We start from the raw sequence: 24,925 nt of genomic DNA, 5'->3' as shown, positions 1-24,925 counted from the left end.
ATTAATTCATCCACACCGTGGCTGATATCGCGGGCAACGTCAGGATCCCGTCCACCCGTTGTCCGTTCCCTTCTTTGCATTGCCATTGCGCAACATTAAGCAACGGCGACGCGGGTAGCACTACTTCACACGCTTCACCACGGTTGATTGCCACCAGCACACGCTGCTGATTGAGCACACGCACAAACACCACCACGTTATCTTCGGCATACAACACCTGACAGCCGCCACGACGCAATGCCAGACTCTTCTTACGCAGCGCAATCATTCGCTGGTACAGCGCGAATAGCTCCGTATCTTGTTTTTCCGGGTCCCAGGGAAACGGTTTACGACAAAACGGATCGTTCTTGCCGTCCACTCCCACTTCATCGCCGTAATAAATACACGGCACGCCAGGCCAGGTGAACAGCCAGACGACCGCCAGTGGCAGACGTGCAACATCCCGCCCAAGTAACGTTTTAAATCGCGCGGTATCGTGACTGTCGAGCTGATTAAACATACGCAGTTGCTGTTGATGAGAAAGCCCGGCACGGTAATTGTCCATCCAGGTCATACAAATTTGAGCGTCAATCTGCTGCGGATCGTAAGAGACGTCGGTATTAGCGAGAAAGCCCCACAGCGGAAAAGTAAAGCCGCGATAGTTCATTGAGGCATCTTCCACATCGGCCTGTAACCATTGCCGCGCATCGCCAAAATACTCACCGACAATGTACGCTTCCGGCTGGGTTTCTTTCGCCGCCTCAGTGATGCCGGCGACATGCTGCAAATTATTGCGCGCCCCGCCCGCTTCCCCCAGCATATGCACCACATCCAGCCGCCAGCCGTCCATATTCCACGGCGCTTTCAGCCAGTGACGGACAATGCTGTCTTCACCGCGATAAATTTCATTCACCAGACTTTCCGACTGATAATCCAGTTTTGGCAGGCTGGCATAGCCCAGCCAGTCGAGCGCCGTGCCGTCATCGCGAAACGAGTACCAGTCGCGCCAGGGCGATTCGGGGTTGTGACAAGCGCCGCCCGTCCCGCGATTGTGCCTGTCAAACCAGGCATGAGAATCACCACTGTGGTTAAACACGCCATCCAGCATCAGCCGCATCCCTTGCTGCTGCGTGTTGTGCCTCAAACGCAGCAACGCTCCGTCGCCGCCAAACTGTGGATCGACGTGGCGATAATCTTCAGTATCGTATTTATGCACGCTGGGCGCTTTAAACACCGGATTAAGATACAGCGCCGTCACGCCAAGCTTTTTCAGGTACGGCAGTTTTTCGCTAATCCCGTCCAGATCGCCGCCATAGAATGTTGATCCGCCCGCCTGTGCCGTGATTGGTTCATCCCAGTCACGCAATATGATTTCCTGCCCGGCGGCGTGATGATAATAGACATGATCCTGATCGGCATTACGAGGCAGACTCCGGGCAAAACGATCCGGGAAGATCTGATAAAAAATCTGATCTGCCGCCCATTGTGGTCCGATATCCGGCACATCGACGGCAAACTGTTCCAGCCGTGCTGGCGGTACTGAGCTGAAACCTTGCGGCGTAAACCAACGCTGGCGATCGTGCCACAGCAATTTGAAACTGTAGCGCCGCCGTGGTTGCCCGGTAGCGAGAGAGAGCGCTCCCCGCCACGCCGTCACGCCAGGCTGCGGCTGACTGCGCTGTTTACGCATTGGTACTGACGTTTCTTCGTTATCGTTTTCCGTGCGCAGCATAATGCGCTGTGGCGGCTCTTCGCCCGTCAGCCACAGTGTAATAAGCAGTTGATCTTTGCTTTGCTTAACAAACGGGGACACCGGCAGGTGCCATGCATTCAACATCATAATTCCCCTGCGATTAAAATGTGATCACCTTGCCATAGCCTGATGCGGGATCAATCATCATCTGAAGGATATTTAAGGGAGGAGGACGGGGGCGGATAACTTTCGGAAGAGCCGGATCAGGTTTTGCTCCCGATCCGGCGACAAAAGGCAGGAATTAGTGGTTTTCTGCTAACTGTCGATCGTGGCGGCGTTTAAACATCCAGCCAATCAACAGCACCACAATCCACGCAAAACCGACATACAGAGAGATGCGCGTTTCAGGGTGATAACCAATCAGTCCGATGATAAAGACCAGGAAAATCAGCCCCGCGGTGGTTGTTGCCACCCCGCCAGGAACTTTAAATTTCAGCGCTTTAACTTCTTCTGGCGGTAGACGGCGACGGAAGGCAATCTGCGACAGCAGGATCATAATCCACACCCACACGGTGGCGAAGGTCGCCAGCGAAGCAATCACCAGGAAGACGTTTTCCGGCATGATGTAGTTCAGATACACCGCAAACAGCAGCGCAGTAGTCATTACCAGCACCGTGACCCACGGAATGCCGCGACGCGACGTTTTGCTGAAGATTTTCGGCGCGCTCCCCTGCTCTGCCATGCCGTGCAGCATACGGCCTACGCCAAACACGTCGCTGTTAATTGCCGACAGCGAGGCAGTCAGCACAACGAAGTTAAGAATGCTGGCGGCAAAGGTAATCCCCAAATGCTGGAACGTCAGCACGAACGGGCTACCAGCAGTACCTACCTGATTCCACGGATAGATAGACATAATGACGAACAGCGTACCAACATAGAACACCAGAATACGCATCGGCACTGAGTTAATCGCGCGCGGAATGGACTTCTCCGGCTCTTTCGCTTCACCGGCGGTAATACCAATAATTTCAATACCACCGTAGGCAAACATCACCATTTGCAGTGACATCACCATGCCAAGCCAGCCGTTACTGAAGAAGCCACCGTTGCTCCACAGGTTATGGATACCGGTCGGTTGCCCGCCGTTGCCAATCCCCCAGATGATGATGCCGAAACCAGCAACGATCATGATGATAATGGTGGCAACTTTAAAGAACGAGAACCAGAACTCCAGTTCGCCAAACACTTTCACGCTCATCAGGTTAATGGCGCAGATGATCAACACCACGCTCAACACCCAAATCCAGTGCGGCACCGTCGGGAACCAGACGCCCATATAGATACCGAAAGCGGTCACATCGGCGATGGCGACAATAAGGATTTCAAAGCAGTAGGTCCATCCGGTGATATAACCTGCCAGCGGGCCAAGGTTTTCCTGCGCATAACGCGAGAAAGAGCTGGCTGCCGGGTTATGTACCGACATTTCCCCCAGCGCCCGCATAATGATATATGCCGCGACACCACCGATAATATAGGCCAACAACACGCTCGGTCCGGCCATTTTGATGGCATCTGCCGAACCGTAAAACAACCCGGTGCCAATTGCTGAACCCAGTGCCATAAAGCGTATGTGTCGGGTACTTAGCCCACGCTTTAGCTTGTTCTTACTTTCCATCAATTCCTAACCCATCAACACAATAAAAAACCACGGGGCATCGCAGCCCCGTGGTTAAAACAAATGTTCAGTGATTTAGTGAGCGCTGGAGGTCACCTGACGACCTGCCGCGCGATCCCAGATAATGGCCAGAACCACCATCACCACTGTTGGCATTAACCACGCCAGACCTTGTTCGGCCAGCGGTAAACGCTGCGCCCAAGACGGTAAGATATCGCTGAATGCAGATGCTTTGATCCCGTCGAGAATACCAAAAAGCAGGCTGATAAACATCGGCGGAGCAATCACGCGGGACGAATTATGCCACCATGAGCGCGTAAAACTTAATACAACCAGTGCGATACACGGCGGATAAATAGCGGTCAGCACCGGTACAGAGATCTGAATCAGCTGGCTCAAGCCGAGGTTAGACACCACCATCGAGAAGCCGCCGAGGATAAACACCAGCGTACGATAAGAGAGTGGTACGTACTGAGCGAAGAATTCTGCACAAGCACAGGTCAGGCCAACAGCCGTAACCAGGCAGGCGATGAAGATTAACGCCGCCAGCAGGAAGCTACCGCCACCGCCAAAGGTGTGCTGAACGTAAGCATGCAGAATTGCCGCACCGTTCGCGGATTGATCAACCAGCGACGCGCTGTCTGACCCCAGACGGAAAAGCGCCAGGTACAGCAGAGTCAAACCAACACCCGCCATCAGGCCAGCCCAGACGGTATAACGGGTCAACAGACGCGCTTCGGTTACGCCGCGAGAACGCGCCGCGTTAACAATAACGATACCAAACACCATAGCGCCCAGCGTATCCATCGTCAGGTAGCCATTGACAAAACCGTTCGAAAACGCAGCGTTTTGATAGGCCTCAGTCGCCGTGCTAATCGAGCCCGCAGGCCAGACAATCGCCGCAACAGACAGGATGACCAGCGCAATAATTTTCAGCGGCGCGAGGAAGTTGCCCACGGTATCCAGCAGCTTGCCCGGATAGAGCGAAACCAGAATAACGATAGCGAAATAGACCAGGCTGTAGATAAACAGCGGCAATGCTGAGTCACCCGTCAGCGGCGCAATGCCCACTTCAAAGGAGACGGTTGCCGTACGCGGTGTTGCAAACAGCGGCCCGACAGCCAGGTAGCAGACCGTTGCCAGCAGCACACCTGCGACTTTACCGATTGGTGTGCTCAGACTGTCAACGCCGCCGCCAACTTTCGCCAGCGCCACTACCGTTAATACCGGCAGACCAACGGCAGTAATGAGGAAGCCGAATGCCGCAGTCCAGACGTGTTCGCCTGCCTGCAAACCGACCATAGGAGGGAAAATAATGTTACCTGCGCCAACGAACAACGCAAATGTCATAAAGCCCAGAGCGATGATATCGCGCGATCTTAATTGATGGGTCATAAATCATACTGCCTGTGGATGTGGTGTTGTAACGTTAAATTTTTGTGCCAATCCCTGGGGATGATACAGCGGTATATTTAAACAATTTTAGCGGGAAATACTCCCAACCAGGCGCGGCGAAGAATAGTTTTTCGATTTACCGCGTGAATGCAGTCAGTATGACAGCACCTGAAGCGCAATTTAAACGCTTATAACGTTTTAAAGCAAGAAGGGATCTAAAAACCAGAGGGATATAACGATAAGAAATCATTAACCAGTATAAAACGCTATTTCAGCGAAAAAGTTATGGCTAATCATGCGAACAAAAAATCACCAGGCATTGTAAAATTCAGCGCCCATTTTTTGACTGCAAAGAAAAAAAGCCAGCGTCAGCTGGCTTATGGCAATAAAAAATGACAAAGGCGGATTAATCGTTGTTTTTGGCAATTAAACGTTCCGGCAGAACAAAACTGAAACGCGTGCCTTTGCCCACCGTACTTTCAATATTGAGCCTGCTTTCGTGATGATTTACCGCATGCTTCACGATCGCTAACCCCAACCCGCTACCGCCGGTTTGTCGGGAGCGCGCTTTGTCTACACGATAAAAACGCTCGGTCAGGCGCGGAATATGCTCTGGTGCGATGCCCGGTCCATTATCTTCAACGCTAAATTCAGCACCGTGCGGCACTCGCTGCCAGCGCACCGTGATATGTGTGCCTTCCGGCGTATGATTCACTGCGTTATAGACCAGATTCGAAATCGCACTGCGTAGCTGGTCTTCATTGCCAGACACTTTGAGGTCGTTATCTATTTCAAAGGTAAATGTCTGTTTTTTATGGCTAAGAGTCTGAGCCTCACGCTCAACGACGCGCAGCATCATCGGCACATCAACCTTCTCATTAAGCAACTGCGTCGGTGCGGCTTCGATTTTCGACAGTGTCAGCAATTGCTTCACCAGCCCTTCCATCCGCTGGGTCTGCTCACGCATGGTGTGCAACGCTTTTTCGCGTACCGCGCCTTCCAGCGGCTGCTCATGCATCATCTCCAGGTAACCCTGTAACACCGTCAATGGCGTGCGTAACTCATGGCTTACGTTGGCAAAAAAGTTGCGCCGCGCCCCTTCCAGTTGATGCATTTGCGTGACGTCACGCGCCACCATCAACAGCTGTTTATGGGTATAAGGCATGACGCGAATTTCCAGATGCCGCCCGGTGTTGAGCACCAGATTGAGCGGGCGAGAAAAATCACGCGTTTTCAGATATTGCGTAAACTCCGGGTAACGCAGCAGGTTAAGGATGTTCTGCCCGTTATCTTCTGGCCAGCGCAGACCAAGAACTTGTTGCGCCAGACCATTACACCAGAAAATACCCCCCTCTTCCGTGGTCAGTACCACTGCATCGGGCAGTGACTCCGCCCCGCTACGAAAGCGTTTAATCAGATTGCCCAGTTCGCGGCGGCGTTTTTTATTACGCAGCTGCATCTGGTGTAAGCCATACAGCAGCGGTTCCCAGCTACCACGCCCCGGTGGCGGGGTCATACTGCGATCCACCCATAGCCACCATGAAAGGCGCAATAAATTCCAGAAATGCCAGATAAGCAGTCCTGTTACCGATGCCAGCAAAAACCAGGGCAGGTAACCAAAAAAAGCACCCAGGATGAAAGCCGGGATGCAGCAAAGTAGCAGCTCCAGCACCAGCCTTTTCCACGACAGCCGTTCCAGCACGTAAGATACTCCAGTTATGAAATTATAAGCCCTGCTCTGCGTCCGAAGAGCAAGGCGTTAAAAGCGGGTTGAAAAACGATATCCTGTACCGCGCACCGTCTGCACCATGCGGTCATGCCCGCCGGGTTCCAGTGCTTTACGCAAGCGGCGAATGTGAACATCGACCGTGCGGTCCTCCACATACACATTGGTTCCCCAGACGTGATTTAACAGCTGCTCGCGGCTGTACACGCGCTCGGGATGCGTCATAAAAAAGTGCAGCAGTTTAAATTCAGTCGGCCCCATCTCCAGTGGTTCTTCGCCCGCCATCACCCGGTGAGATGTCGGGTCCAGACTTAGCCCCTGCATCTCAATCACCTCTTCCACCGCCATAGGCGATATACGGCGCATCACCGCTTTAATCCGCGCCACCAGTTCCTTCGGGGAAAACGGCTTGGTGATATAGTCATCGGCGCCGGTTTCAAGGCCGCGCACGCGATCTTCTTCTTCCCCTCTGGCGGTCAACATCACTACCGGAATATCCCGGGTCATCGACTCACGCTTGAGATGTTTGATGAACTGGATACCGGAGCCTCCGGGTAACATCCAGTCGAGGAGAATTAAATCCGGCCAGGGTTCATTAAGTTGATTCACAGCACTGTCATAATCTTCCGCTTCGACCGGCTGAAAGCCATTTTGCTCGAGCACGAAGCAGACCATTTCGCGAATTGGAGCTTCATCTTCTACGACCAGAATACGTCTCGCCATGATTTGCCCTGTTGTAATAAATAGATTGCGATCGTTAATGCGACGTCATTATGCGTCAGATTTATGACAGATTTATGAAAAGCACGTCGCACATCCCTTCAGGTTATTGATTTCCGTGGCGCAGAAAAAAGCAAATAACATATCTGTTTGGGTATAATCGCGCCCATGCTTTTTCGCCAGGGAATCGTTATGCGCATCCTTCACACCTCAGACTGGCATCTCGGCCAGAACTTCTACAGTAAAAGCCGCGAAGCCGAACATCAGGCTTTTCTTGACTGGCTGCTGGAGACAGCACAAACCCATCAGGTGGATGCGATTATTGTTGCCGGTGATGTTTTCGATACCGGCTCGCCGCCCAGTTACGCCCGTACTTTATATAACCGTTTTGTTGTCAATTTACAGCAAACTGGCTGTCATCTGGTGGTACTGGCGGGAAACCATGACTCGGTAGCCACGCTAAATGAATCGCGCGATATCATGGCGTTCCTCAATACTACCGTGGTCGCCAGCGCCGGACATGCCCCACAAATTTTGCCTCGTCGCGACGGGACGCCGGGCGCGGTGCTATGCCCCGTTCCTTTTTTACGCCCGCGTGACATTATTACCAGCCAGGCGGGGCTTAACGGCATTGAAAAACAACAGCATTTGCTGACAGCGATCACCGACTATTACCAACAAAACTATGCAGATGCCTGCAAACTGCGCGGCGATCAGCCTCTGCCCATCATCGCCACGGGGCATTTAACGACCGTTGGCGCCAGTAAAAGTGACGCTGTGCGTGACATTTATATTGGCACGCTGGACGCTTTCCCGGCACAAAACTTTCCGCCAGCCGACTACATCGCGCTCGGACATATTCACCGCGCACAGATTATTGGCGGCATGGAACATGTACGCTATTGCGGCTCTCCTATCCCACTGAGTTTTGATGAATGTGGCAAAAGTAAATATGTCCATCTGGTGACATTTTCAAACGGCAAATTAGAGAGAGTGGAAAACCTGAACGTACCGGTAACGCAACCGATGGCGGTACTGAAAGGCGATCTGGCGTCAATTACCGAACAGCTTGAACAATGGCGCGATGTGCCACAGGAGCCACCTGTCTGGCTGGATATTGAAATCACTACTGATGAGTATCTGCATGATATTCAGCGCAAAATCCAGGCATTAACCGAATCACTGCCAGTCGAAGTATTGCTGGTACGCCGGAGTCGTGAACAGCGCGAGCGTGTGTTAGCCAACCAACAGCGTGAAACCCTCAGCGAACTTAGCGTCGAAGAAGTTTTCAATCGCCGTCTGGCACTGGAAGAACTGGATGAATCGCAGCATCAACGTCTGCAACATCTTTTCGCCACGACGTTGCAGACCCTCGCCGGAGAACACGAAGCATGAAAATTCTCAGCCTGCGCCTGAAAAACCTGAACTCATTAAAAGGCGAATGGAAGATTGATTTCACCCGCGAGCCGTTCGCCAGCAACGGGCTGTTTGCGATTACCGGCCCGACCGGCGCAGGAAAAACCACGCTGCTGGACGCCATTTGTCTGGCGCTGTATCACGAAACCCCGCGCCTCTCTAACGTTTCGCAATCACAAAATGATCTAATGACCCGCGATACCGCCGAATGTCTGGCGGAAGTGGAATTTGAAGTGAAAGGTGAAGCGTATCGCGCGTTCTGGAGCCAGAATCGGGCGCGTAACCAGCCGGACGGTAATTTGCAGGTGCCGCGCGTAGAGCTGGCGCGCTGCGCAGACGGTAAAATCCTCGCAGATAAAGTAAAAGATAAGCTGGAACTGACGGCAACGTTAACCGGGCTTGATTACGGGCGGTTCACCCGTTCGATGCTGCTTTCACAAGGGCAATTTGCTGCCTTCCTCAATGCGAAACCGAAAGAACGCGCGGAATTGCTAGAGGAGTTAACCGGCACCGAAATCTACGGTCAAATCTCCGCGATGGTCTTTGAACAGCATAAATCGGCCCGCACTGAACTGGAGAAACTGCAAGCGCAGGCCAGCGGCGTAGCGTTATTAGCGCCAGAACAGGTGCAATCGCTTACAGAAAGTTTGCAGGTACTCACTGACGAAGAGAAACAGTTACTCGCCGCGCAGCAGCAAGAACAACAATCACTTAACTGGTTAACGCGGAAGGATGAGTTGCAGCAGGAGGCCAGTCGCCGTCAGCAGGCACTGCAACAGGCGTTAGCTGAGGAAGAAAAAGCACAACCGCAACTGGCGGCGCTCGGCCTGGCGCAACCCGCGCGGCATCTACGTCCGCACTGGGAACGAATCACAGAGTATTCAACAGCGCTGGCACATACTCGTCAGCAGATTGAAGAAGTGAATACTCGCTTACAAAGCACAATAGCGCTTCGCAGCGGCATTCGTCACCAGGCGGCAAAACAGTCGGCAGAATTACAACAGCATCAACAAACACTGAATGCATGGTTACAGGAACACGACCGTTTCCGTCTGTGGAACAACGAACTGGCTGGATGGCGCGCGCAGTTTGCCCAACAGGCAAGCGATCGCGGGCATCTGCGGCAATGGCAACAGCAGTTAACCCATGCGCAGAAAAAACTTAATGCGCTTCCGACGCTCTCTTTGGCATTAACTGCCGATGAAGTTGCCACCGCCCAGGCGCAACATGTTGAACAACGTCCGCTGCGTCAGCGCCTGATTGCGCTGCATGGGCAGATTATTCCCCAGCAAAAACGCCTGGCGCAGCTACAGGCCGCTATCCAGAACGTCACTCAGGAACAGACGCAACGTAACGCTGCACTTAACGAAATGCGCCAGCGTTATAAGGAAAAAACGCAACAGCTTGCCGACGTCAAAACCATTTGCGAGCAGGAAGCACGCATTAAAACGCTGGAAGCCCAACGCGCGCAGTTACAGGCGGGTCAGCCGTGTCCGCTTTGTGGTTCCACCAGCCACCCGGCGGTCGAGGCGTATCAGTCGCTGGAACCAGGCGTTAATCAGGCCCGGCTATTAACGCTGGAAAACGAAGTGAAAAAGCTCGGCGAAGAAGGCGCAGCGCTGCGAGGACAACTGGACGCATTAACAAAGCAGCTTCAGCGTGATGAGAACGAAGCGCAAAGCCTCCGGCAAGATGAGCAAGCACTTACTCAAGAATGGCGTGCACTAACGGCCAGTCTCAATATCACCTTGCAGCCGCAGGACGATATTCAACCGTGGCTTGCCACCCAGGAAGAGCACGAAAAACAACTGCAATTACTCAGTCATCGTCATGAATTGCAGGCGCAAATTGCCGCGCATAATCAGCAAATTTCCCAGTATCAACAACAGATTGAACAACGCCATCAGCAACTCTCTGCAGCGTTAGCAAGTTACTCGCTGGCATTGCCACTGGAAGATGAAGAAGAAAGCTGGTTGTCGGCGCGCCAGCAAGAAGCACAGAGCTGGCAGCTGCGCCAGAACGAATTAACCGAGTTGCAAAACCGTATTCAGCAGTTGACGCCAATTCTGGAAACGCTGCCGCAAAGTGATGAACTACCGCATAGCGAAGAAACGGTGGCGCTGGAAAACTGGCGGCAAGTTCACGAACAATGCCTCGCGTTACAAAGCCAGTGGCAAACCTTACAGCAACAGGAGGTTCTGGCAGCGCAAAGTCTGCAAAAAGTTCAGGCGCAGTTTGACTCCGCGCTACAGGACAGCATTTTTGACGATCAGCAGGCATTTCTTGCGGCGTTAATGGATGAACAGACGCTAACTCAGCTGGAACAGCTGAAACAGAATCTGGAAAACCAGCGTCGTCAGGCACAAGCGCTGGCAACTCAGGCGGCAGAAACACTGACACAACATCAACAGCAACAGCCTGGCGGACTGGATCTCACGTTGGCTGCGGAACAGATTCAGCAGGCGTTAGCACAAACTAACCAAAAATTACGTGAAAATACCACTCGCCAGGGGGAAATTCGCCAGCAGCTGAAGCAGGATGCAGACAACCGTCAGCAACAACAAACCTTAATGCAGCAAATTGCACAGACGACCCAGCAGGTCGAGGACTGGGGATATCTTAATTCGCTGATTGGCTCCAAAGAGGGCGATAAATTCCGTAAGTTCGCTCAGGGGCTGACGCTGGACAATCTGGTCCATCTGGCTAATCAGCAACTTACCCGGCTGCACGGGCGCTACCTGTTACAGCGTAAAGCCAGCGAGGCGCTGGAAGTCGAGGTTGTCGATACCTGGCAGGCAGATGCGGTACGCGATACTCGTACGCTTTCCGGCGGCGAAAGTTTCCTCGTGAGCCTGGCACTGGCGCTGGCGCTTTCGGATCTGGTCAGCCATAAAACGCGTATTGACTCGCTGTTCCTCGATGAAGGTTTCGGTACGCTGGATAGCGAAACGCTGGATACCGCCCTTGATGCCCTGGATGCTCTGAACGCCAGTGGTAAAACTATCGGGGTGATTAGCCATGTTGAAGCGATGAAAGAGCGTATTCCGGTGCAGATTAAAGTGAAGAAGATCAACGGACTGGGCTACAGCAAACTGGAAAGCGCGTTTGCGGTGAAATAACTATTCAGCAGGATAATGAATACAGAGGGGCGAATTATCTCTTGGCCTCGCTGGTCGTTATCCTGCAAGCTATCACTTTATTGGCTACGGTGATTCGTAGCCGTCCTGGTGGTTGTGATGGTGGTATGAAAAAAGTCATTTTATCTTTGGCTCTCGGCACATTTGGCCTGGGGATGGCCGAATTTGGCATTATGGGCGTGCTCACGGAGCTGGCACATAACGTTGGCATTTCGATTCCTGCCGCCGGGCATATGATTTCGTATTATGCACTGGGAGTGGTGGTCGGGGCGCCGATAATCGCGCTTTTTTCCAGCCGCTACTCGCTCAAACATATCTTGTTGTTTCTGGTGACTTTGTGCGTCATCGGTAACGCCATGTTCACGCTCTCTTCGTCTTACCTGATGCTCGCCGTTGGCCGCCTGGTTTCCGGTTTTCCGCATGGCGCATTTTTTGGCGTCGGGGCGATTGTGTTATCGAAAATTATCAAGCCCGGCAAAGTCACCGCTGCCGTGGCGGGTATGGTTTCCGGGATGACGGTCGCCAATTTGTTGGGCATTCCTCTGGGGACGTATTTAAGTCAGGAATTTAGCTGGCGCTACACCTTTTTATTAATCTCTGTCTTTAATATTACTGTGATGGCATCGGTCTATTTTTGGGTGCCGGATATTCGTGACGAGGCGAAAGGAAACCTGCGCGAACAGTTTCACTTTTTACGTAGCCCCGCGCCGTGGCTAATTTTCGCCGCCACCATGTTTGGCAATGCGGGTGTGTTTGCCTGGTTTAGCTACGTAAAACCTTACATGATGTTTATTTCCGGTTTTTCGGAAACGGCGATGACCTTCATTATGATGCTGGTCGGGTTGGGGATGGTGCTGGGCAATGTGCTAAGTGGCCGGATTTCCGGACGTTACTCGCCGCTACGCATTGCGGCAGTGACGGACTTCATTATTGTACTGGCAATGCTGATGCTTTTTTTCTTCGGCGGCATGAAAACAACGTCGCTTATTTTTGCTTTTATATGTTGTGCGGGATTATTCGCCCTCTCAGCACCGCTGCAAATTCTGCTCCTGCAAAATGCCAAAGGCGGAGAATTATTAGGTGCCGCAGGTGGGCAAATAGCGTTTAACCTCGGTAGCGCCGTGGGCGCTTATTGCGGCGGGATGATGCTGACGCTGGGGCTGGCGTATAATTACGTGGCGTTGCCTGCCGCCCTGCTCTCGTTTGCTGCGATGTCGTCGTTGCTGTTGTATGGTCGCTATAAGCGCCAGCAAGTGGCGGAGAGTCCGGTGCTGGCAAAACCGCTGGGGTAGGTTGCAGCCACGGTGCACAGTGCCGGATGCGGCGTACAGGTCTGCTCATTTTGTAGGCCTGATAAGAGGCGGCAAGCGTCGCATCAGGCATCGGAGTACGATGTCGGATGCGGCGCGAGCGCCTTATCCGACCTACGTTAGTCTTGTGGCCATAACCACGCGGCACCGCGTACGCCGCTGGAATCACCGTGCTTCGCCTTACGCACCGGCGTTTCACATTCTCCGCCGAAGACAAATTGTTTAATCAGCGGCGGAACTGTTTGATATAAACGGTCAACATTGCTCATCCCTCCTCCCAGGACAATCACATCCGGGTCGAGAATATTCACCACATGCGCCAGCGACTTCGCCAGTCGTAGCTCATAGCGACGCAATGCCAACTCTGCTACCGGATCGCGTTCTTCAACGAGACGAATAATTTCACTACCTTTCAGCGCATGTCCGCTCAACCGATGATAATCCGTGGCAAATCCGGTCCCCGAAATAAAGGTTTCAATACAACCTTGTTTACCGCAATAACAAGGGACTTCTTCGCGATAACGCAGTTCATCTTCGTCCATCCACGGTAGCGGATTGTGTCCCCACTCGCCTGCCGTGCCGTTGCCGCCGATATGCGCCCGCCCATTGAACGCCACGCCCGCGCCGCATCCCGTGCCAATAATCACGGCAAATACCGTCTGCGCTCCCGCTGCCGCGCCATCTACCGCTTCCGAAACCGCCAGACAGTTGGCATCATTTGCCAGGCGCACTTCCCGCTGCAACCGCGCGCTTAAGTCTTTATCGAATGGCTGACCGTTAAGCCAGGTCGAATTAGCGTTTTTCACCACACCGGTATACGGTGAAATCGAGCCAGGAATGCCCATCCCCACCGTTCCACGCTGCCCCGTCGCCTGCTCCGCCATCTCCACCAGCGTGGCGATCGTTTCTATGGTCTGGCGGTAATCATCACGCGGCGTGGGCAGACGATGGCGGTACAACTGCTCCCCTGCATCGCCCAGTGCAATGACTTCTGTTTTGGTGCCGCCTAAATCGATACCTATACGCACGGTACTCTCCTTATTTTTTTCAATATCAATAGCGTAGAGACGGACAACCGGATTGGCAATGCAAGGCCGCCGACAATTCGTTATCATGCCCGCTAAATTTAACGACAAGGCCGTGGAAATTATCATGCTGTGGTTCAAAAATTTAATGGTTTACCGTCTTAGCCGCGAAATTTCGCTGCGCGCAGAAGAGATGGAAAAACAGCTAGCCTCGATGGCATTTACCCCATGCGGCAGCCAGGATATGGCGAAGATGGGCTGGGTTCCTCCGATGGGATCGCACAGCGATGCGTTAACGCACGTTGCCAATGGTCAAATTGTTATCTGCGCGCGCAAAGAAGAAAAAATTCTCCCGTCTCCGGTCATTAAACAAGCGCTGGAAGCGAAAATCGCCAAACTGGAAGCCGAGCAAGCGCGTAAGCTGAAGAAAACCGAAAAAGATTCGCTGAAAGATGAAGTGCTGCACTCTCTGCTGCCTCGCGCCTTCAGCCGTTTCAGCCAGACCGTGATGTGGATCGACACGGTGAACGGTTTGATCATGGTGGACTGCGCCAGCGCCAAAAAAGCGGAAGATACGCTGGCTCTGCTGCGTAAAAGCCTGGGTTCGTTACCGGTTGTGCCATTGAGCATGGAAAACCCGATTGAACTGACGCTAACCGAATGGGTACGCTCCGGTAGCGCGGCACAGGGCTTCCAGTTACTCGATGAAGCCGAGCTGAAATCACTGCTGGAAGATGGCGGTGTGATCCGCGCGAAGAAACAGGATCTGACCAGCGAAGAGATCACCAATCACATTGAAGCCGGAAAAGTGGTGACTAAACTGGCGCTCGACTGGCAGCAACGCGTTCAGTTTGTAATGTGCGACGATGGTTCGCTCAAGCGCCTGAAGTTCTGCGACGAACTGCGCGATCAAAACGAAGATATCGACCGCGAAGATTTTGCCCAGCGTTTTGACGCCGATTTCATCCTGATGACCGGCGAACTGGCAGCGTTAATTCAAAACCTGATCGAAGGATTGGGTGGCGAAGCGCAACGTTAATCGCTGGTTTGCCTTCAATGCCGGATGCGACGCCTGGTGCGTCTTATCCGGCGTACAAAGCCATGCCAGGCATTAATATACTCATTCGCTACGTCGGGCGATGATTTTTAACGCTGCAATATTATGCGTTTTACGCCGTGACCTCATTTTAATTCCTCAAGCTTATTGCGCGCTTCACTACGAATTTGCCGTGTCGATCCGGTTTTAACTAATTCTCGCAATTGTTGCGGATCCGGATGATCGGCAAATAACAATAATGATGGATCCTCTTTTAACCACGCCGTTTTCACCTCAGCAGGCAGTTGCGGGTTGGCAATCGCTCTCTGACGATCCTGCGATGTCACCAATGCTGTAAATGCGGAAGTCGGCGTATGCACATTAATCAACGCCGTTTTACGTAATTGTTCATGTCGACTTTGCAGCAATGCCAGCCAAAACTCGTCATCAGGCTTATCTGTCAGCTTATCCAGCTCGATTAAAATAACGCTATCATCATCATTCCAGCGACGTAATCCTCTATCACATTGCCTACGGTTACTATTTGTCATGTCTGTAACAGACAGCGCCCAGTCAGAATTAAAGCGATATTGCTTATCAAGACGGGTAATAATCTCTGATGGTAAATCATTTTTATCAAATAACTGATTGCGCATCCGGTAACGATATTCAGCCGGTAAATCAGGCAGCAAATCGATGGCGTCATTGAGCATTACTTCATCTACCACGCCATTATCAATCAGTTCCAGTTGTATATCATACGCCTGCTCCTGATCTTCTTGCCGTTTGCTCATCATTAACTGCAATGTGCGCTGCCACAATTTTTTCTTATATTCCAACGGCAGCAGTTTATCATGTGCTAATTCATTCCAGACGGCGGGGTTATCATAATGTGTCAGGAGATAATTAATCACTTCAGTTGACGTCAGATAACGCGCACCTTCACGTAAATATTGTACATCTTCTTTTGCCAGCGACAGTTGGCGCGCTTCTGGTAAAGCAATAAATAATGCCATAACTATATTTTTATGATCTTTATTATCAAGATACATTTGATCTGCAATACGTTCAATATCGGCAATACTCATGTTTGCAGAAAGCCGCGTAATTTTTAGCTCCGCAAGGGCATGAGCTAAGGCTTCACGGACCTTAAGTGATTTATCGTTACTCAGCGCCACGGCTTGTCGTGTAGTCAAATCTGCACCGGCAATTCGTTCGCGTAGTTCCTCATCATCGCTGTTTATCAGTTCATCCACTACGGATGCAGGTGCCAGCCACGCGTAATCGTACTGGCTGACTAACGTCTTACGAACAATCGGAAACGGACTCTGGCTTAATAGGGCAATGTTTTCTGGAGACAGATTATCCTGCCTGGCCTGCTCGAGTTGGACGCTCTCAACAGGGGTCGACATTAATTTTTCATTCACTTCTGGTGAAATATCGCTGTTCTTAATCAGTCCTTTCGCCACTGCCTGGTCTTTAATAAAAGGTGCGGTGAGTAAATGCATTTGCCTGGCGGGCCAACGCTGCGCCATATATTCCCGTGTCTGGTCATCAGGATGCTGTAGCAATTGCAGCATAACAGCGGTTGGTAGACTCTCCATGCGAGTCAGAAAACGCACCACCAGCGGATCTTCATGCTTAATGTTGCCAGCCGGAAATTTTGCGACCTTGCCCTGTTCAATCCACTGCAATTTTTCACTTAACTCCGATACAGGTTTATCGCGAAACAACGGTAATCCCTGAGCAACTCTGGCTGCCACGCTGTCATAATCGGGATAGACATTTAACACATCGTCAGTTTGAATTTCAGTAATCTCATAGAGATCGGGCTCAAACAGCGAATACGCTTTTCGAATATTCGCATCCCAGTCATAGTTTTCACTGCTGGAATCTTCGTTGATATAAAACTCAGCGTTATTAACCTCAAATTGCGTCGCCTTGTCTGAAACAATAATTCCGCGAGCAGTAATTCCTTTCATTACTTCAAAGTTATGATCATTATAATTAGCATAGACTAAACCTTTCGCTTTCATCTCACCTTTGACGTACGCGAAATCATGATTAATAAAGTTGTCGACAATCACATTGCCCAACACAATGAGTTGACCATTACCTGTCGAATAATCATCATAATCACCATTAATGGTTAAATTCCCCTTAACCACCAATGTATGCTTATTACTAAAATTGCTGGATATTGATAAATCTCCATTATGGTAATACCAACGAATGTTATTTTTAAGCATATACGAGGCTTCCATACTATCATCGGTTTCCTCTTTCACTCCATTACGTTCTTCTGCAGTCATGATATGGAAATCTGATTTAATAAGATCATCGCTAGTGATCCACTCTGCAGCGTAAGTATTTTCGGTGGCAATAAATACAACCATACAGATGATCAATATTTTTATTTTATTCATAATCTTCACTGATATTAATATCAACCTTGATAGATTATGAATATATCGAAAATAGAAAAATTAGCAGCAACGGAGATTTTATTATTCGTGAAATAAGGAATATTTCAGAAAAATGCCCTCCCATTCAGACGGGAAGGCGCGATATTACAGATAGCGACACAGATAGGAGGTCGGTTCGGCAACTTGCAGATGGAACTCGCTGTGGCCGGGAACATTAAATACTTCACCAGCTTCATACACGCGCCAGTCGGTGGCGCCAGGCAGCAAAACATTCAGCGCCCCGCTGACAACCGTCATCTCTTCGGGCTCCGCAGTACTGAACGTATATTCGCCTTCAACCATCACACCGACGCTGGCGCGGCCAGTATCGCTGCTGGTAAAACCGATCGATTTCACTTTTCCGGAAAAGTATTCGTTACTTTGAAGCATAAACTGGCCCTGTCAGGTGGTTTAACATCTTCTTCACTATAGGGGCCAAAGGTGCTAACTGTCACGTAAAATTACACCAGCAATTCCGCCGCCAACCTTGCAATCAATACGTTAGAGAGCAAAACAGGTACATCGAGCTTTTTTTGCAGTAAATCGCGATGACGCTGATTAAATCCTAAACAATCCAGCATGATGACATCCGCCCCATTCGCCAACAATTCTTTCCCGGCATCAATGATTTTCTGTTCCGAATCATGAATGGGATTTCCCAGCGAAAATAGTGGTGTTCTCTGCAAAATTTGCCATTTTTGCGCCTGAACGGCCAAAAGCTCTTCTACTGGTACAATAACACCGACCTGGTGACCTTCAACAATGGAGGAAACCAACGGTGGGAGAATGCGCAAAGGCTCGAGGAAGATCGTATTTCGCGCTGTCATATTACTAATGTTGGCCGTACTCATTAGCAAAATAACGTCATAATCCTGATTATCGAGTACCTCAATCACGCTTTGTAAATCACGCTCCACTTTACGGCGCGAAACGTGGGCCAGCTGGTTATCATTTAATAATGTCAGAATAGTTTCTTCGCCTGCTTCTGGCGCGTACTCCGCCATCACCTCTTCGCGGCTTAACTTCCCCAGCAGGCTATGATGGGAAATATTATTTTCGTCAATGTACTCCGTCAGAAGCGGCAAAACTTCATGCATTGGTACAATGCCGATGGTCAAAATCGCCAACGACGCGCTCATTGTCTTCCACCTTTCTTTTTTCGTCGTTAATTACCGGGCAAATACTAAGCACCACAGCGGACGCTTGCCGATGCTACAAATGCAAAAAAGCGTAGCAGCAGACGCGCACGGCATAATGTAAAGATTCCCAATAGTTCCAGTAATGGATTGTTATTGTTTAATATTCTAATTATTTGAAAAACATGAATTGCGAAAAATGTGATGCAGGTCCGTTGTAATAGCACTCAGAGTCCCTTCCGAGCAGTTTGATGCGGTCACTCTTTATCAGGGTCCTCATAGCGCTTTTTAGCATCCATCGCCTCCTGGGCCGTAGGATGTTCGCTGATCAAAGAGTCTGGTTTGGGATGATCGGCTCGCAGCTGATACCAGGTCACAGTCTGTCCTTGCTGGCCTTTTTCTACCGAAACGATTCTGGCTTCTCGAGGATAAGGCGGTTTCGTTGGCATTGTTCTTCCTTATTTCACGGGATGAACATTAAGTATAGGTGCCAGGACCATCACAGTTTGCCGTTTGTGCCAAAGCGGTTCGAATTTCAGAGATTACCTGGCTGGGTTCGTTATTAGCGTCGACGATAATATGCGCAACTTCACGATATAATGCATCGCGTTCTTCCAGCACTTCCTGAACTTCTTCACTTAACGGTTTTCCTGTGAGTGTTGGCCGTAAATCCTCCTCTGGCGCTGCTTGCAGACGATTTACCAGCACTGACACCGGCGCGCACAAGTAAACCACAATCCCGTTATTACGCATGTAGTGGCGATTAAATTCCGTCAGAATAATACCGCCGCCCGTCGCGATAACGGTGGATGGCGCAGTAACTGCTTCCAGAGCTGCGCTCTCCCTGGCGCGAAATCCTGCCCACTCTTCCCTTTCGACGATCTCTGCTACCGTCATATTGAGTTGTGATTGCAACCATTGGTCGGTATCAACAAACCGACAGTTGAGCGAATCGGCAAGGGCCATTCCGACCGTTGTTTTACCACAGCCCCGAGGCCCGATCAGAAAAAGAGGTTGTGTCATCGTGGGTTTTCCCCAAAAGGTCGCAATGCGGCGAAAGCCGGTTTCGTAAGAATAACGATCATACCATCAAACTAGTACAATTTCGATTGTAAAGAAATAATTCCACTTAAGGAGCGAGCTTCAATACATCCCTTACTATATCAAGAAATAAGCGAGAATGAAGTGTAAATAATAAATTACATTTACGAACGGTTACGTTGAACTTCCAGCCACCACTTTTCAAGTTCAGCCGCAAATGCCTGGCGGTCACGTTGCGAAAAACTATCTGGCCCTCCGGTCTGGATCCCGCTGGCTCGTAGGGTATCCATAAAATCGCGCATCGTCAGACGTTCACGAATAGTCGCAGGTGTGTACCGTTCGCCACGCGGATTAAGTGCTGCCGCCCCTTTCTCGATGGCTTCAGAAGCCAAAGGAATATCTGCGGTTATCACCAAATCGCCCGCCTCACACTGACGAACAATTTCATTATCGGCAACGTCAAAACCTGCCGCGACGCGTAGCGTGCGAATAAACTGCGATGGCGGCACGCGTAAACTCTGATTTGCCACCAACACCAGCGGCATCTGCATACGTTCTGCCGCGCGATACAGAATCTCTTTAATTACATTGGGACACGCATCGGCGTCCACCCATATTGTCATAAGGCTATCCTCTGTTGAGTAATCTTCTATTGTGTCGCGCTTTTGCCTTCCGGCATAGTTCTGTTTATGCTTCTGACCAGGCGCTTTTCAAAATAACGAATTCACGGCAGGAGTGTGGCAATGGAAAAGAAAATCGGTTTTATTGGCTGCGGCAATATGGGAAAAGCCATTCTCGGCGGTCTGATTGCCAGCGGTCAGGTCCTTCCAGGGCAAATCTGGGTGTATACCCCCTCCCCGGATAAAGTTGCCGCCTTACATGAACAGTTTGGTATCAACGCTGCAGAATCAGCACAGGAAGTGGCGCAAATCGCCGATATCGTCTTTGCAGCCGTCAAACCGGGCATAATGATTAAAGTCCTTAGCGAAATCACTTCCAGCCTGAATAAAGACTCTCTGGTGGTTTCTATCGCCGCAGGCGTTACGCTCGACCAACTTGCCCGGGCGCTGGGTCACGACCGGAAAATTATCCGCGCCATGCCGAATACCCCCGCGTTGGTCAACGCCGGGATGACATCCGTAACGCCAAACGCGTTGGTCACTCCCGAAGATACTGCCGATGTACTGAATATTTTCCGTTGCTTTGGCGAGGCGGAAGTCATTGCTGAACCGATGATCCACCCAGTGGTTGGTGTGAGCGGTTCTTCGCCAGCCTATGTCTTCATGTTTATCGAAGCGATGGCCGACGCCGCTGTGCTGGGCGGGATGCCACGCGCGCAGGCCTACAAGTTTGCCGCCCAGGCGGTAATGGGTTCCGCGAAAATGGTGCTGGAAACCGGCGAACATCCGGGCGCCTTGAAAGATATGGTCTGCTCACCAGGAGGCACAACCATTGAAGCGGTACGCGTTCTGGAAGAGAAAGGCTTCCGTGCCGCGGTGATCGAAGCGATGACGAAGTGTATGGAAAAATCAGAAAAACTCAGCAAGTCCTGATGACTCTCACCGGACGTCAGGCCGCCACTTCGGTGCGGTTACGTCCGGCTTTCTTTGCTTTGTAGAGTGCCATATCAGCCGATTTCAGCCACTCACGGTAGTGACTCATTTGCGGATTCAGCGGCGCGATACCGACGCTTATCCGTAATATTACCTGTGGCGTATTTGGCAGGCGTAATGCCTTTAATCCTTCATGCACACGTAACATGGCAGTAATGGCGTTTTCGGCTGGCGTACCAGACATAATCACCGCAAATTCATCACCGCCAAAGCGACCAATCACATCACTGCCACGCAGGGTAATTTGTAACTGTCGGGTAAGGGCAACAATCGCTTCATCACCCACATCGTGACCCCATGTATCGTTGATACTTTTAAAATGGTCAATATCGATAATCAATAGCGTCGCATCGCGATTGTGTCGGCGACAGTTATCAAACTCATTACGTAGCATGATTTCCCAGTGACGTCGGTTGTAAACGCCCGTCATGCCGTCGCGGGTACTCATGACCTGCAATCTTCGTTTATGTTCAGCCAGTTTGGTCGCTGTCTGGTAGCTGACCCAGCCAAACAGCAGAGGATAAATGACGATAATAGGAAGGGAGAGCCACCATTCCAGCGGCGCACTCTTAAGCGACACCGTGATCCCCGTGAGTTCGAGAGTGACAAGGCAGGAAACAGCCATCAGCACCAAACCGGCGACAAACAGACGGGGGCCGCCTGCCCCCATCAAATTCAGGCACATAATCATCAGCATTGCGATCGAAGGCAGCACGTTTACGCCCATCACGCCTACCCACATACCAGCTAACACTGCATCAGTTTTTAAGTTGTATATTTCCCGGCCAAGCGGATCAACGGCCCTGCTCGCCAACTGCCAGGCTAAATGCGGCCAGACAAACGCCCAGCCAACCAACACCAGCCACCACCAGCCTGACAGCGGGTGCGAGACCAGTGTCGAAGCGATTGGTAAGAACATCCCGGCCAGTCCTACCGCACGCGGTAGTCTCACGCGACGGGCGAAGCGCAGCCCGGATCGCTGATGTTCGTTTTGAGGAGCTAATGGTGGTATCTCCCCGTGCGCCGCCGCTTTTTTGAAAAAATTTTCATCATTCATTATTTTTGGGAACATTCAGAAACAATTTTCCCAAATTATAGAGATGGGGCTAAAGGCGGGAGTATGATATTTCGGGTGAGCCATTTTCTTAACTCACCCGTTAGCACTATAGGTATTACGCGGCTTTCTTGAGGCAGGCACTCATAAACTTATTACGATCATCACCTTTCAGAGATTGCTGCGTCGCCTGGCTATTACATTCGCGCATCTTCTGCTGCTGCGGCGTCAAACTCTTTTCACCAGGCGCAGATTTGCTGTTCTTCAGGCAATCACTCATGTATGTCTTACGGGCATCCCCTTTCAACGCCTGGGCTGTCGCCTGTTGATTACAGGAAGTCATACGCTGTTGTTGTGGGGTTAACGTTCTCTCGGCAGCGCCGACAGTGGTTAAAAAAACCAGACCGAATAGCAGGGTAACCAGTAATGTTATTTTCATAGCACCATCCCTCTTCACATTTTAACCAGGAGCGTTTGCGCCCTTGATCTGCCTTTAAGTCTGGTTGCTAACAGCAAAAAAACCACCCGACGGCCAAAATTAGCCGCCGGGCTCGGTGTTATTTCAACCCAAGTGCAGCTTTCATGGTGTAGAAGAGATCGGTCTGATCGGTCAAACCAACCACATTCGCAGCGTGTGGACCATATGCAGCAATACGTAACTGGCTACCGGTATGCTCTTGTGAATCCTCTTCGGAGTTCCCGTAACTCATCACCATCACTGCGCCATCTTTGGTGTTTAACGCCTGAGTCAGCCCCGGCGCTTTGGTATCCGGCGCGACAATCTGGCTGGTGTGGGCGTGGTCAGCGGTGACCACCACCAGTGTGTTGCCATCCTTTTTGGCAAATTCCAGCGCCCGCTGTACGGCTTCATCGAGATCGACCGTCTCGCCAATTTGGCCACAAGGATTCGCGGCGTGATCCTGTTTATCGATCGACGCACCTTCAACTTGCAGGAAGAATCCTTTCTCATTTTTGCTCAGTAGCTCAATAGCTTTATCGGTCATCTGCGCCAGCGTAGGCACACTGTCATTGCGTTGCGGATTCGGGGTACAGGTGACTGCAGGTTTATCGATGTTACCGTGATAAGACGCCTTTGGTCCTTTCCAGCGCACAGGCATATTGCCGTCGGCAAATAATCCGAGCAGTGGTTTTTGTTGGTTAGCTTCCGTCACCGCAGTCAGCGATGCGGCATCGCTGACTAACTGATAACCGCGCGCCAGCGCCTGTTCACGCAGCGTTTTTCCCTGCCATTCACCGGCGGTTGCTGTTTCTGCAAACGTTTTTGCGCCGCCGCCAAGCGTAACATCCGCACGGGCGTTAAGCAGTTGTTCGGTAATCGATCCTTTTCCACCTTTTTCCAGCGCGTTGCTCGGGCATTTTTCGCTGGTAACGCTCGGACCATAGCATTTGCGCGAGGTCACATGCGCCACTAGCGCGGCGGGAGTAGCATCTTGTATTTCAGCTGTTGAAACGTTGCCGGTCGCCAGTCCTGCGGCTTTTGCCATTTCCAGAATCGTTGGATGATCTTTTTCATGAATATCGACACCCAGCGCGCCGTTATACGTTTTGACACCAGTTGACCAGGCCGTTGCTGACGCGGCGGAGTCGGTCACGTAGTCTGGTTTTCCGGTTTTTTTATCCAGCGCATAATGGGTGTATTGTCCGGTAAGCGGTAAGGCATCGATCCCTTTAAAAAAACCGCCCGCGCCTTCAGCATAATTGCGTGCGGCAGTGATTTCCGAATCCCCCATCCCATCACCAATCAATAAAATAATATTTTTTGCGTGTTTATCGCTAAGAGAGTCGCGTAAGGCTGCCGTCTGATCACTCGTTAATCGGCGAGCGCCACCTGGCGCAGTAATATCACCCTGTGCCGCCCGGTTTTCCAGAATTGGCATCTCTGGTGTCCGGGCTTTAGTAACAGGGGTAAACAGTAACGGCAAGAGAGCCAGTGCAATAGTGCTTTGTTTCACTTTATTTTCTCCATGTACAAATACATTAAAAAATAAAAACAAAGCGACTATAAGTCTCTGGCATGACAGCATTATGACAACTGTTGAAGGTTTAACTTTTTACTGACGAGGATGCCTCAATAACTTCTTTACGTAATCGCGCAGCAGCTCCGTATCATCATCTGGAATGCTGGCATCGGGCTTTACCGAGTATAGCGCTCCTTCAACCTGATCAATCAACCGCTGTTGGTCATTTTGCGCCATGTTGCGAAGCATCGCAGTAACGATAATCTCTAGTGCTTCGACCTGCGCGCACAATTCTTTCGACTCCTCTTCCTTTTGGGCAAGCTTAAATAACAACTCAGCAATGAGATTTTTCATATCTGTATTTCCTTATCCAAAGTATGGAGAAGTTAACATTATGTTTCACAACTGCATAGAGTCTTGATGTAGTATTTTTATGACAGAGGAAATAGTTTTAGCAAATATTTTTTTCACATTTATCAGCGAAACGTTTCTCTATTTTTAATATAATTCCACACATAAAATATA

21 protein-coding genes are annotated in these 24,925 nt (G+C 50.8%); 5 read left to right on the top strand and 16 right to left on the bottom strand.

The features are described 5' to 3' along the window. Position 1 precedes the first annotated feature (1 nt). The 5 genes from malZ to phoB form a co-directional block, all read right to left on the bottom strand. A complete protein-coding gene (gene malZ / locus A9180_RS06105) occupies positions 2–1,819 on the bottom strand; it encodes a maltodextrin glucosidase (protein WP_064527111.1) in 1,818 nt (605 codons plus the stop codon). Positions 1,820–1,973: 154 nt separating this feature from the next. Beyond that, entirely contained in the window at positions 1,974–3,347 is a 1,374-nt protein-coding gene (proY, locus tag A9180_RS06100) for a proline-specific permease ProY (protein WP_064527110.1), read from the bottom strand. 75 nt (positions 3,348–3,422) lie between these two features. Next, a complete protein-coding gene (gene brnQ, locus A9180_RS06095; RefSeq protein WP_000149639.1) occupies positions 3,423–4,742 on the bottom strand; it encodes a branched-chain amino acid transporter carrier protein BrnQ in 1,320 nt (439 codons plus the stop codon). Between the two features lie 406 nt (positions 4,743–5,148). After that, a complete protein-coding gene (gene phoR, locus A9180_RS06090; protein WP_064527108.1) occupies positions 5,149–6,444 on the bottom strand; it encodes a phosphate regulon sensor histidine kinase PhoR in 1,296 nt (431 codons plus the stop codon). Between the two features lie 57 nt (positions 6,445–6,501). Next, positions 6,502–7,191, bottom strand: a complete 690-nt coding sequence (phoB, locus tag A9180_RS06085) for a phosphate response regulator transcription factor PhoB (RefSeq protein ID WP_000113933.1) — start codon at positions 7,189–7,191, stop codon at positions 6,502–6,504. A gap of 189 nt (positions 7,192–7,380) precedes the next feature. Here phoB and sbcD point away from each other — a divergent pair, with 189 nt between their 5' ends. The 3 genes from sbcD (at position 7,381) to araJ (ending at position 13,033) form a co-directional block, all read left to right on the top strand. Beyond that, positions 7,381–8,583 (top strand): exonuclease subunit SbcD, encoded by a 1,203-nt coding sequence (gene sbcD / locus A9180_RS06080; RefSeq protein ID WP_064527106.1) that lies wholly within the window; start codon positions 7,381–7,383, stop codon positions 8,581–8,583. Beyond that, positions 8,580–11,723, top strand: coding sequence for an exonuclease subunit SbcC (gene sbcC / locus A9180_RS06075; RefSeq protein WP_064527104.1), 3,144 nt, complete (start codon positions 8,580–8,582; stop codon positions 11,721–11,723). The genes sbcD and sbcC overlap by 4 nt, the downstream gene beginning before the upstream one ends. Before the next feature lie 125 nt (positions 11,724–11,848). After that, entirely contained in the window at positions 11,849–13,033 is a 1,185-nt protein-coding gene (gene araJ / locus A9180_RS06070) for an MFS transporter AraJ (RefSeq protein WP_064527184.1), read from the top strand. Between the two features lie 137 nt (positions 13,034–13,170). Here the strand turns inward: araJ and mak are convergent, their stop codons facing one another. After that, positions 13,171–14,079, bottom strand: coding sequence for a fructokinase (mak, locus tag A9180_RS06065; protein ID WP_064527102.1), 909 nt, complete (start codon positions 14,077–14,079; stop codon positions 13,171–13,173). A gap of 124 nt (positions 14,080–14,203) precedes the next feature. Between mak and rdgC the strand changes: the two genes are divergently transcribed. Beyond that, a complete protein-coding gene (rdgC, locus tag A9180_RS06060) occupies positions 14,204–15,115 on the top strand; it encodes a recombination-associated protein RdgC (RefSeq protein WP_064527182.1) in 912 nt (303 codons plus the stop codon). 143 nt (positions 15,116–15,258) lie between these two features. Here rdgC and A9180_RS22630 read toward each other — a convergent pair whose 3' ends face one another. The 6 genes from A9180_RS22630 to A9180_RS06025 all read right to left on the bottom strand — a co-directional run bounded on the left by A9180_RS22630 (position 15,259) and on the right by A9180_RS06025 (position 20,377). Further along, positions 15,259–17,538 (bottom strand): DUF2773 domain-containing protein, encoded by a 2,280-nt coding sequence (locus A9180_RS22630; protein ID WP_149025968.1) that lies wholly within the window; start codon positions 17,536–17,538, stop codon positions 15,259–15,261. Between the two features lie 144 nt (positions 17,539–17,682). Then, positions 17,683–17,967, bottom strand: a complete 285-nt coding sequence (ppnP, locus tag A9180_RS06050; protein ID WP_064527100.1) for a pyrimidine/purine nucleoside phosphorylase — start codon at positions 17,965–17,967, stop codon at positions 17,683–17,685. A gap of 71 nt (positions 17,968–18,038) precedes the next feature. Then, a complete protein-coding gene (locus A9180_RS06045; RefSeq protein ID WP_064527098.1) occupies positions 18,039–18,716 on the bottom strand; it encodes an AroM family protein in 678 nt (225 codons plus the stop codon). 254 nt (positions 18,717–18,970) lie between these two features. Then, positions 18,971–19,162, bottom strand: a complete 192-nt coding sequence (gene yaiA, locus A9180_RS06035) for a protein YaiA (RefSeq protein WP_064527094.1) — start codon at positions 19,160–19,162, stop codon at positions 18,971–18,973. A gap of 28 nt (positions 19,163–19,190) precedes the next feature. Beyond that, a complete protein-coding gene (aroL, locus tag A9180_RS06030) occupies positions 19,191–19,736 on the bottom strand; it encodes a shikimate kinase AroL (RefSeq protein ID WP_064527092.1) in 546 nt (181 codons plus the stop codon). A 182-nt stretch (positions 19,737–19,918) separates the two neighbouring features. Next, entirely contained in the window at positions 19,919–20,377 is a 459-nt protein-coding gene (locus tag A9180_RS06025; RefSeq protein WP_064527091.1) for a YaiI/YqxD family protein, read from the bottom strand. Between the two features lie 120 nt (positions 20,378–20,497). Here A9180_RS06025 and proC point away from each other — a divergent pair, with 120 nt between their 5' ends. Further along, positions 20,498–21,307, top strand: coding sequence for a pyrroline-5-carboxylate reductase (gene proC / locus A9180_RS06020; protein ID WP_064527089.1), 810 nt, complete (start codon positions 20,498–20,500; stop codon positions 21,305–21,307). Positions 21,308–21,323: 16 nt separating this feature from the next. On the opposite strand, the gene adrA is transcribed toward proC, so the two are convergent. The 4 genes from adrA to iraP all read right to left on the bottom strand — a co-directional run bounded on the left by adrA (position 21,324) and on the right by iraP (position 24,754). Then, positions 21,324–22,439 carry a diguanylate cyclase AdrA gene (gene adrA, locus A9180_RS06015; protein ID WP_064527086.1) on the bottom strand — a complete coding sequence of 372 codons (1,116 nt, stop codon included), beginning with the start codon at positions 22,437–22,439 and terminating at the stop codon, positions 21,324–21,326. A gap of 100 nt (positions 22,440–22,539) precedes the next feature. Beyond that, complete coding sequence (gene psiF / locus A9180_RS06010; RefSeq protein ID WP_064527085.1) at positions 22,540–22,860, bottom strand: phosphate starvation-inducible protein PsiF; 321 nt, start codon at positions 22,858–22,860, stop codon at positions 22,540–22,542. A 118-nt stretch (positions 22,861–22,978) separates the two neighbouring features. Next, the gene (phoA, locus tag A9180_RS06005) at positions 22,979–24,394 is read right to left on the bottom strand and encodes an alkaline phosphatase (protein WP_064527083.1); all 1,416 of its coding nucleotides are present in this window, start codon (positions 24,392–24,394) and stop codon (positions 22,979–22,981) included. Positions 24,395–24,493: 99 nt separating this feature from the next. After that, positions 24,494–24,754: an anti-adapter protein IraP gene (gene iraP, locus A9180_RS06000; RefSeq protein ID WP_064527081.1), complete on the bottom strand. Its 261-nt coding sequence runs from the start codon at positions 24,752–24,754 to the stop codon at positions 24,494–24,496. Between the last annotated feature and the right edge of the window lie 171 nt (positions 24,755–24,925).

The organism is Escherichia sp. B1147, from assembly GCF_001660175.1.
Taxonomy (GTDB): domain Bacteria; phylum Pseudomonadota; class Gammaproteobacteria; order Enterobacterales; family Enterobacteriaceae; genus Escherichia; species Escherichia whittamii.
This window is presented reverse-complemented; position numbering and strand designations above follow the sequence as displayed.

What these genes read in the sequence shown, in the direction of transcription:
- malZ (WP_064527111.1), bottom strand. Translation starts at nt 1,819, where the DNA reads ATGATGTTGAATGCATGGCACCTGCCGGTGTCCCCGTTTGTTAAGCAA.
- proY (WP_064527110.1), bottom strand. Translation starts at nt 3,347, where the DNA reads ATGGAAAGTAAGAACAAGCTAAAGCGTGGGCTAAGTACCCGACACATA.
- brnQ (WP_000149639.1), bottom strand. Translation starts at nt 4,742, where the DNA reads ATGACCCATCAATTAAGATCGCGCGATATCATCGCTCTGGGCTTTATG.
- phoB (WP_000113933.1), bottom strand. Translation starts at nt 7,191, where the DNA reads ATGGCGAGACGTATTCTGGTCGTAGAAGATGAAGCTCCAATTCGCGAA.
- sbcD (WP_064527106.1), top strand. Translation starts at nt 7,381, where the DNA reads ATGCGCATCCTTCACACCTCAGACTGGCATCTCGGCCAGAACTTCTAC.
- sbcC (WP_064527104.1), top strand. Translation starts at nt 8,580, where the DNA reads ATGAAAATTCTCAGCCTGCGCCTGAAAAACCTGAACTCATTAAAAGGC.
- araJ (WP_064527184.1), top strand. Translation starts at nt 11,849, where the DNA reads ATGAAAAAAGTCATTTTATCTTTGGCTCTCGGCACATTTGGCCTGGGG.
- rdgC (WP_064527182.1), top strand. Translation starts at nt 14,204, where the DNA reads ATGCTGTGGTTCAAAAATTTAATGGTTTACCGTCTTAGCCGCGAAATT.
- A9180_RS22630 (WP_149025968.1), bottom strand. Translation starts at nt 17,538, where the DNA reads ATGAATAAAATAAAAATATTGATCATCTGTATGGTTGTATTTATTGCC.
- ppnP (WP_064527100.1), bottom strand. Translation starts at nt 17,967, where the DNA reads ATGCTTCAAAGTAACGAATACTTTTCCGGAAAAGTGAAATCGATCGGT.
- A9180_RS06045 (WP_064527098.1), bottom strand. Translation starts at nt 18,716, where the DNA reads ATGAGCGCGTCGTTGGCGATTTTGACCATCGGCATTGTACCAATGCAT.
- yaiA (WP_064527094.1), bottom strand. Translation starts at nt 19,162, where the DNA reads ATGCCAACGAAACCGCCTTATCCTCGAGAAGCCAGAATCGTTTCGGTA.
- aroL (WP_064527092.1), bottom strand. Translation starts at nt 19,736, where the DNA reads ATGACACAACCTCTTTTTCTGATCGGGCCTCGGGGCTGTGGTAAAACA.
- A9180_RS06025 (WP_064527091.1), bottom strand. Translation starts at nt 20,377, where the DNA reads ATGACAATATGGGTGGACGCCGATGCGTGTCCCAATGTAATTAAAGAG.
- proC (WP_064527089.1), top strand. Translation starts at nt 20,498, where the DNA reads ATGGAAAAGAAAATCGGTTTTATTGGCTGCGGCAATATGGGAAAAGCC.
- adrA (WP_064527086.1), bottom strand. Translation starts at nt 22,439, where the DNA reads ATGTTCCCAAAAATAATGAATGATGAAAATTTTTTCAAAAAAGCGGCG.
- psiF (WP_064527085.1), bottom strand. Translation starts at nt 22,860, where the DNA reads ATGAAAATAACATTACTGGTTACCCTGCTATTCGGTCTGGTTTTTTTA.
- iraP (WP_064527081.1), bottom strand. Translation starts at nt 24,754, where the DNA reads ATGAAAAATCTCATTGCTGAGTTGTTATTTAAGCTTGCCCAAAAGGAA.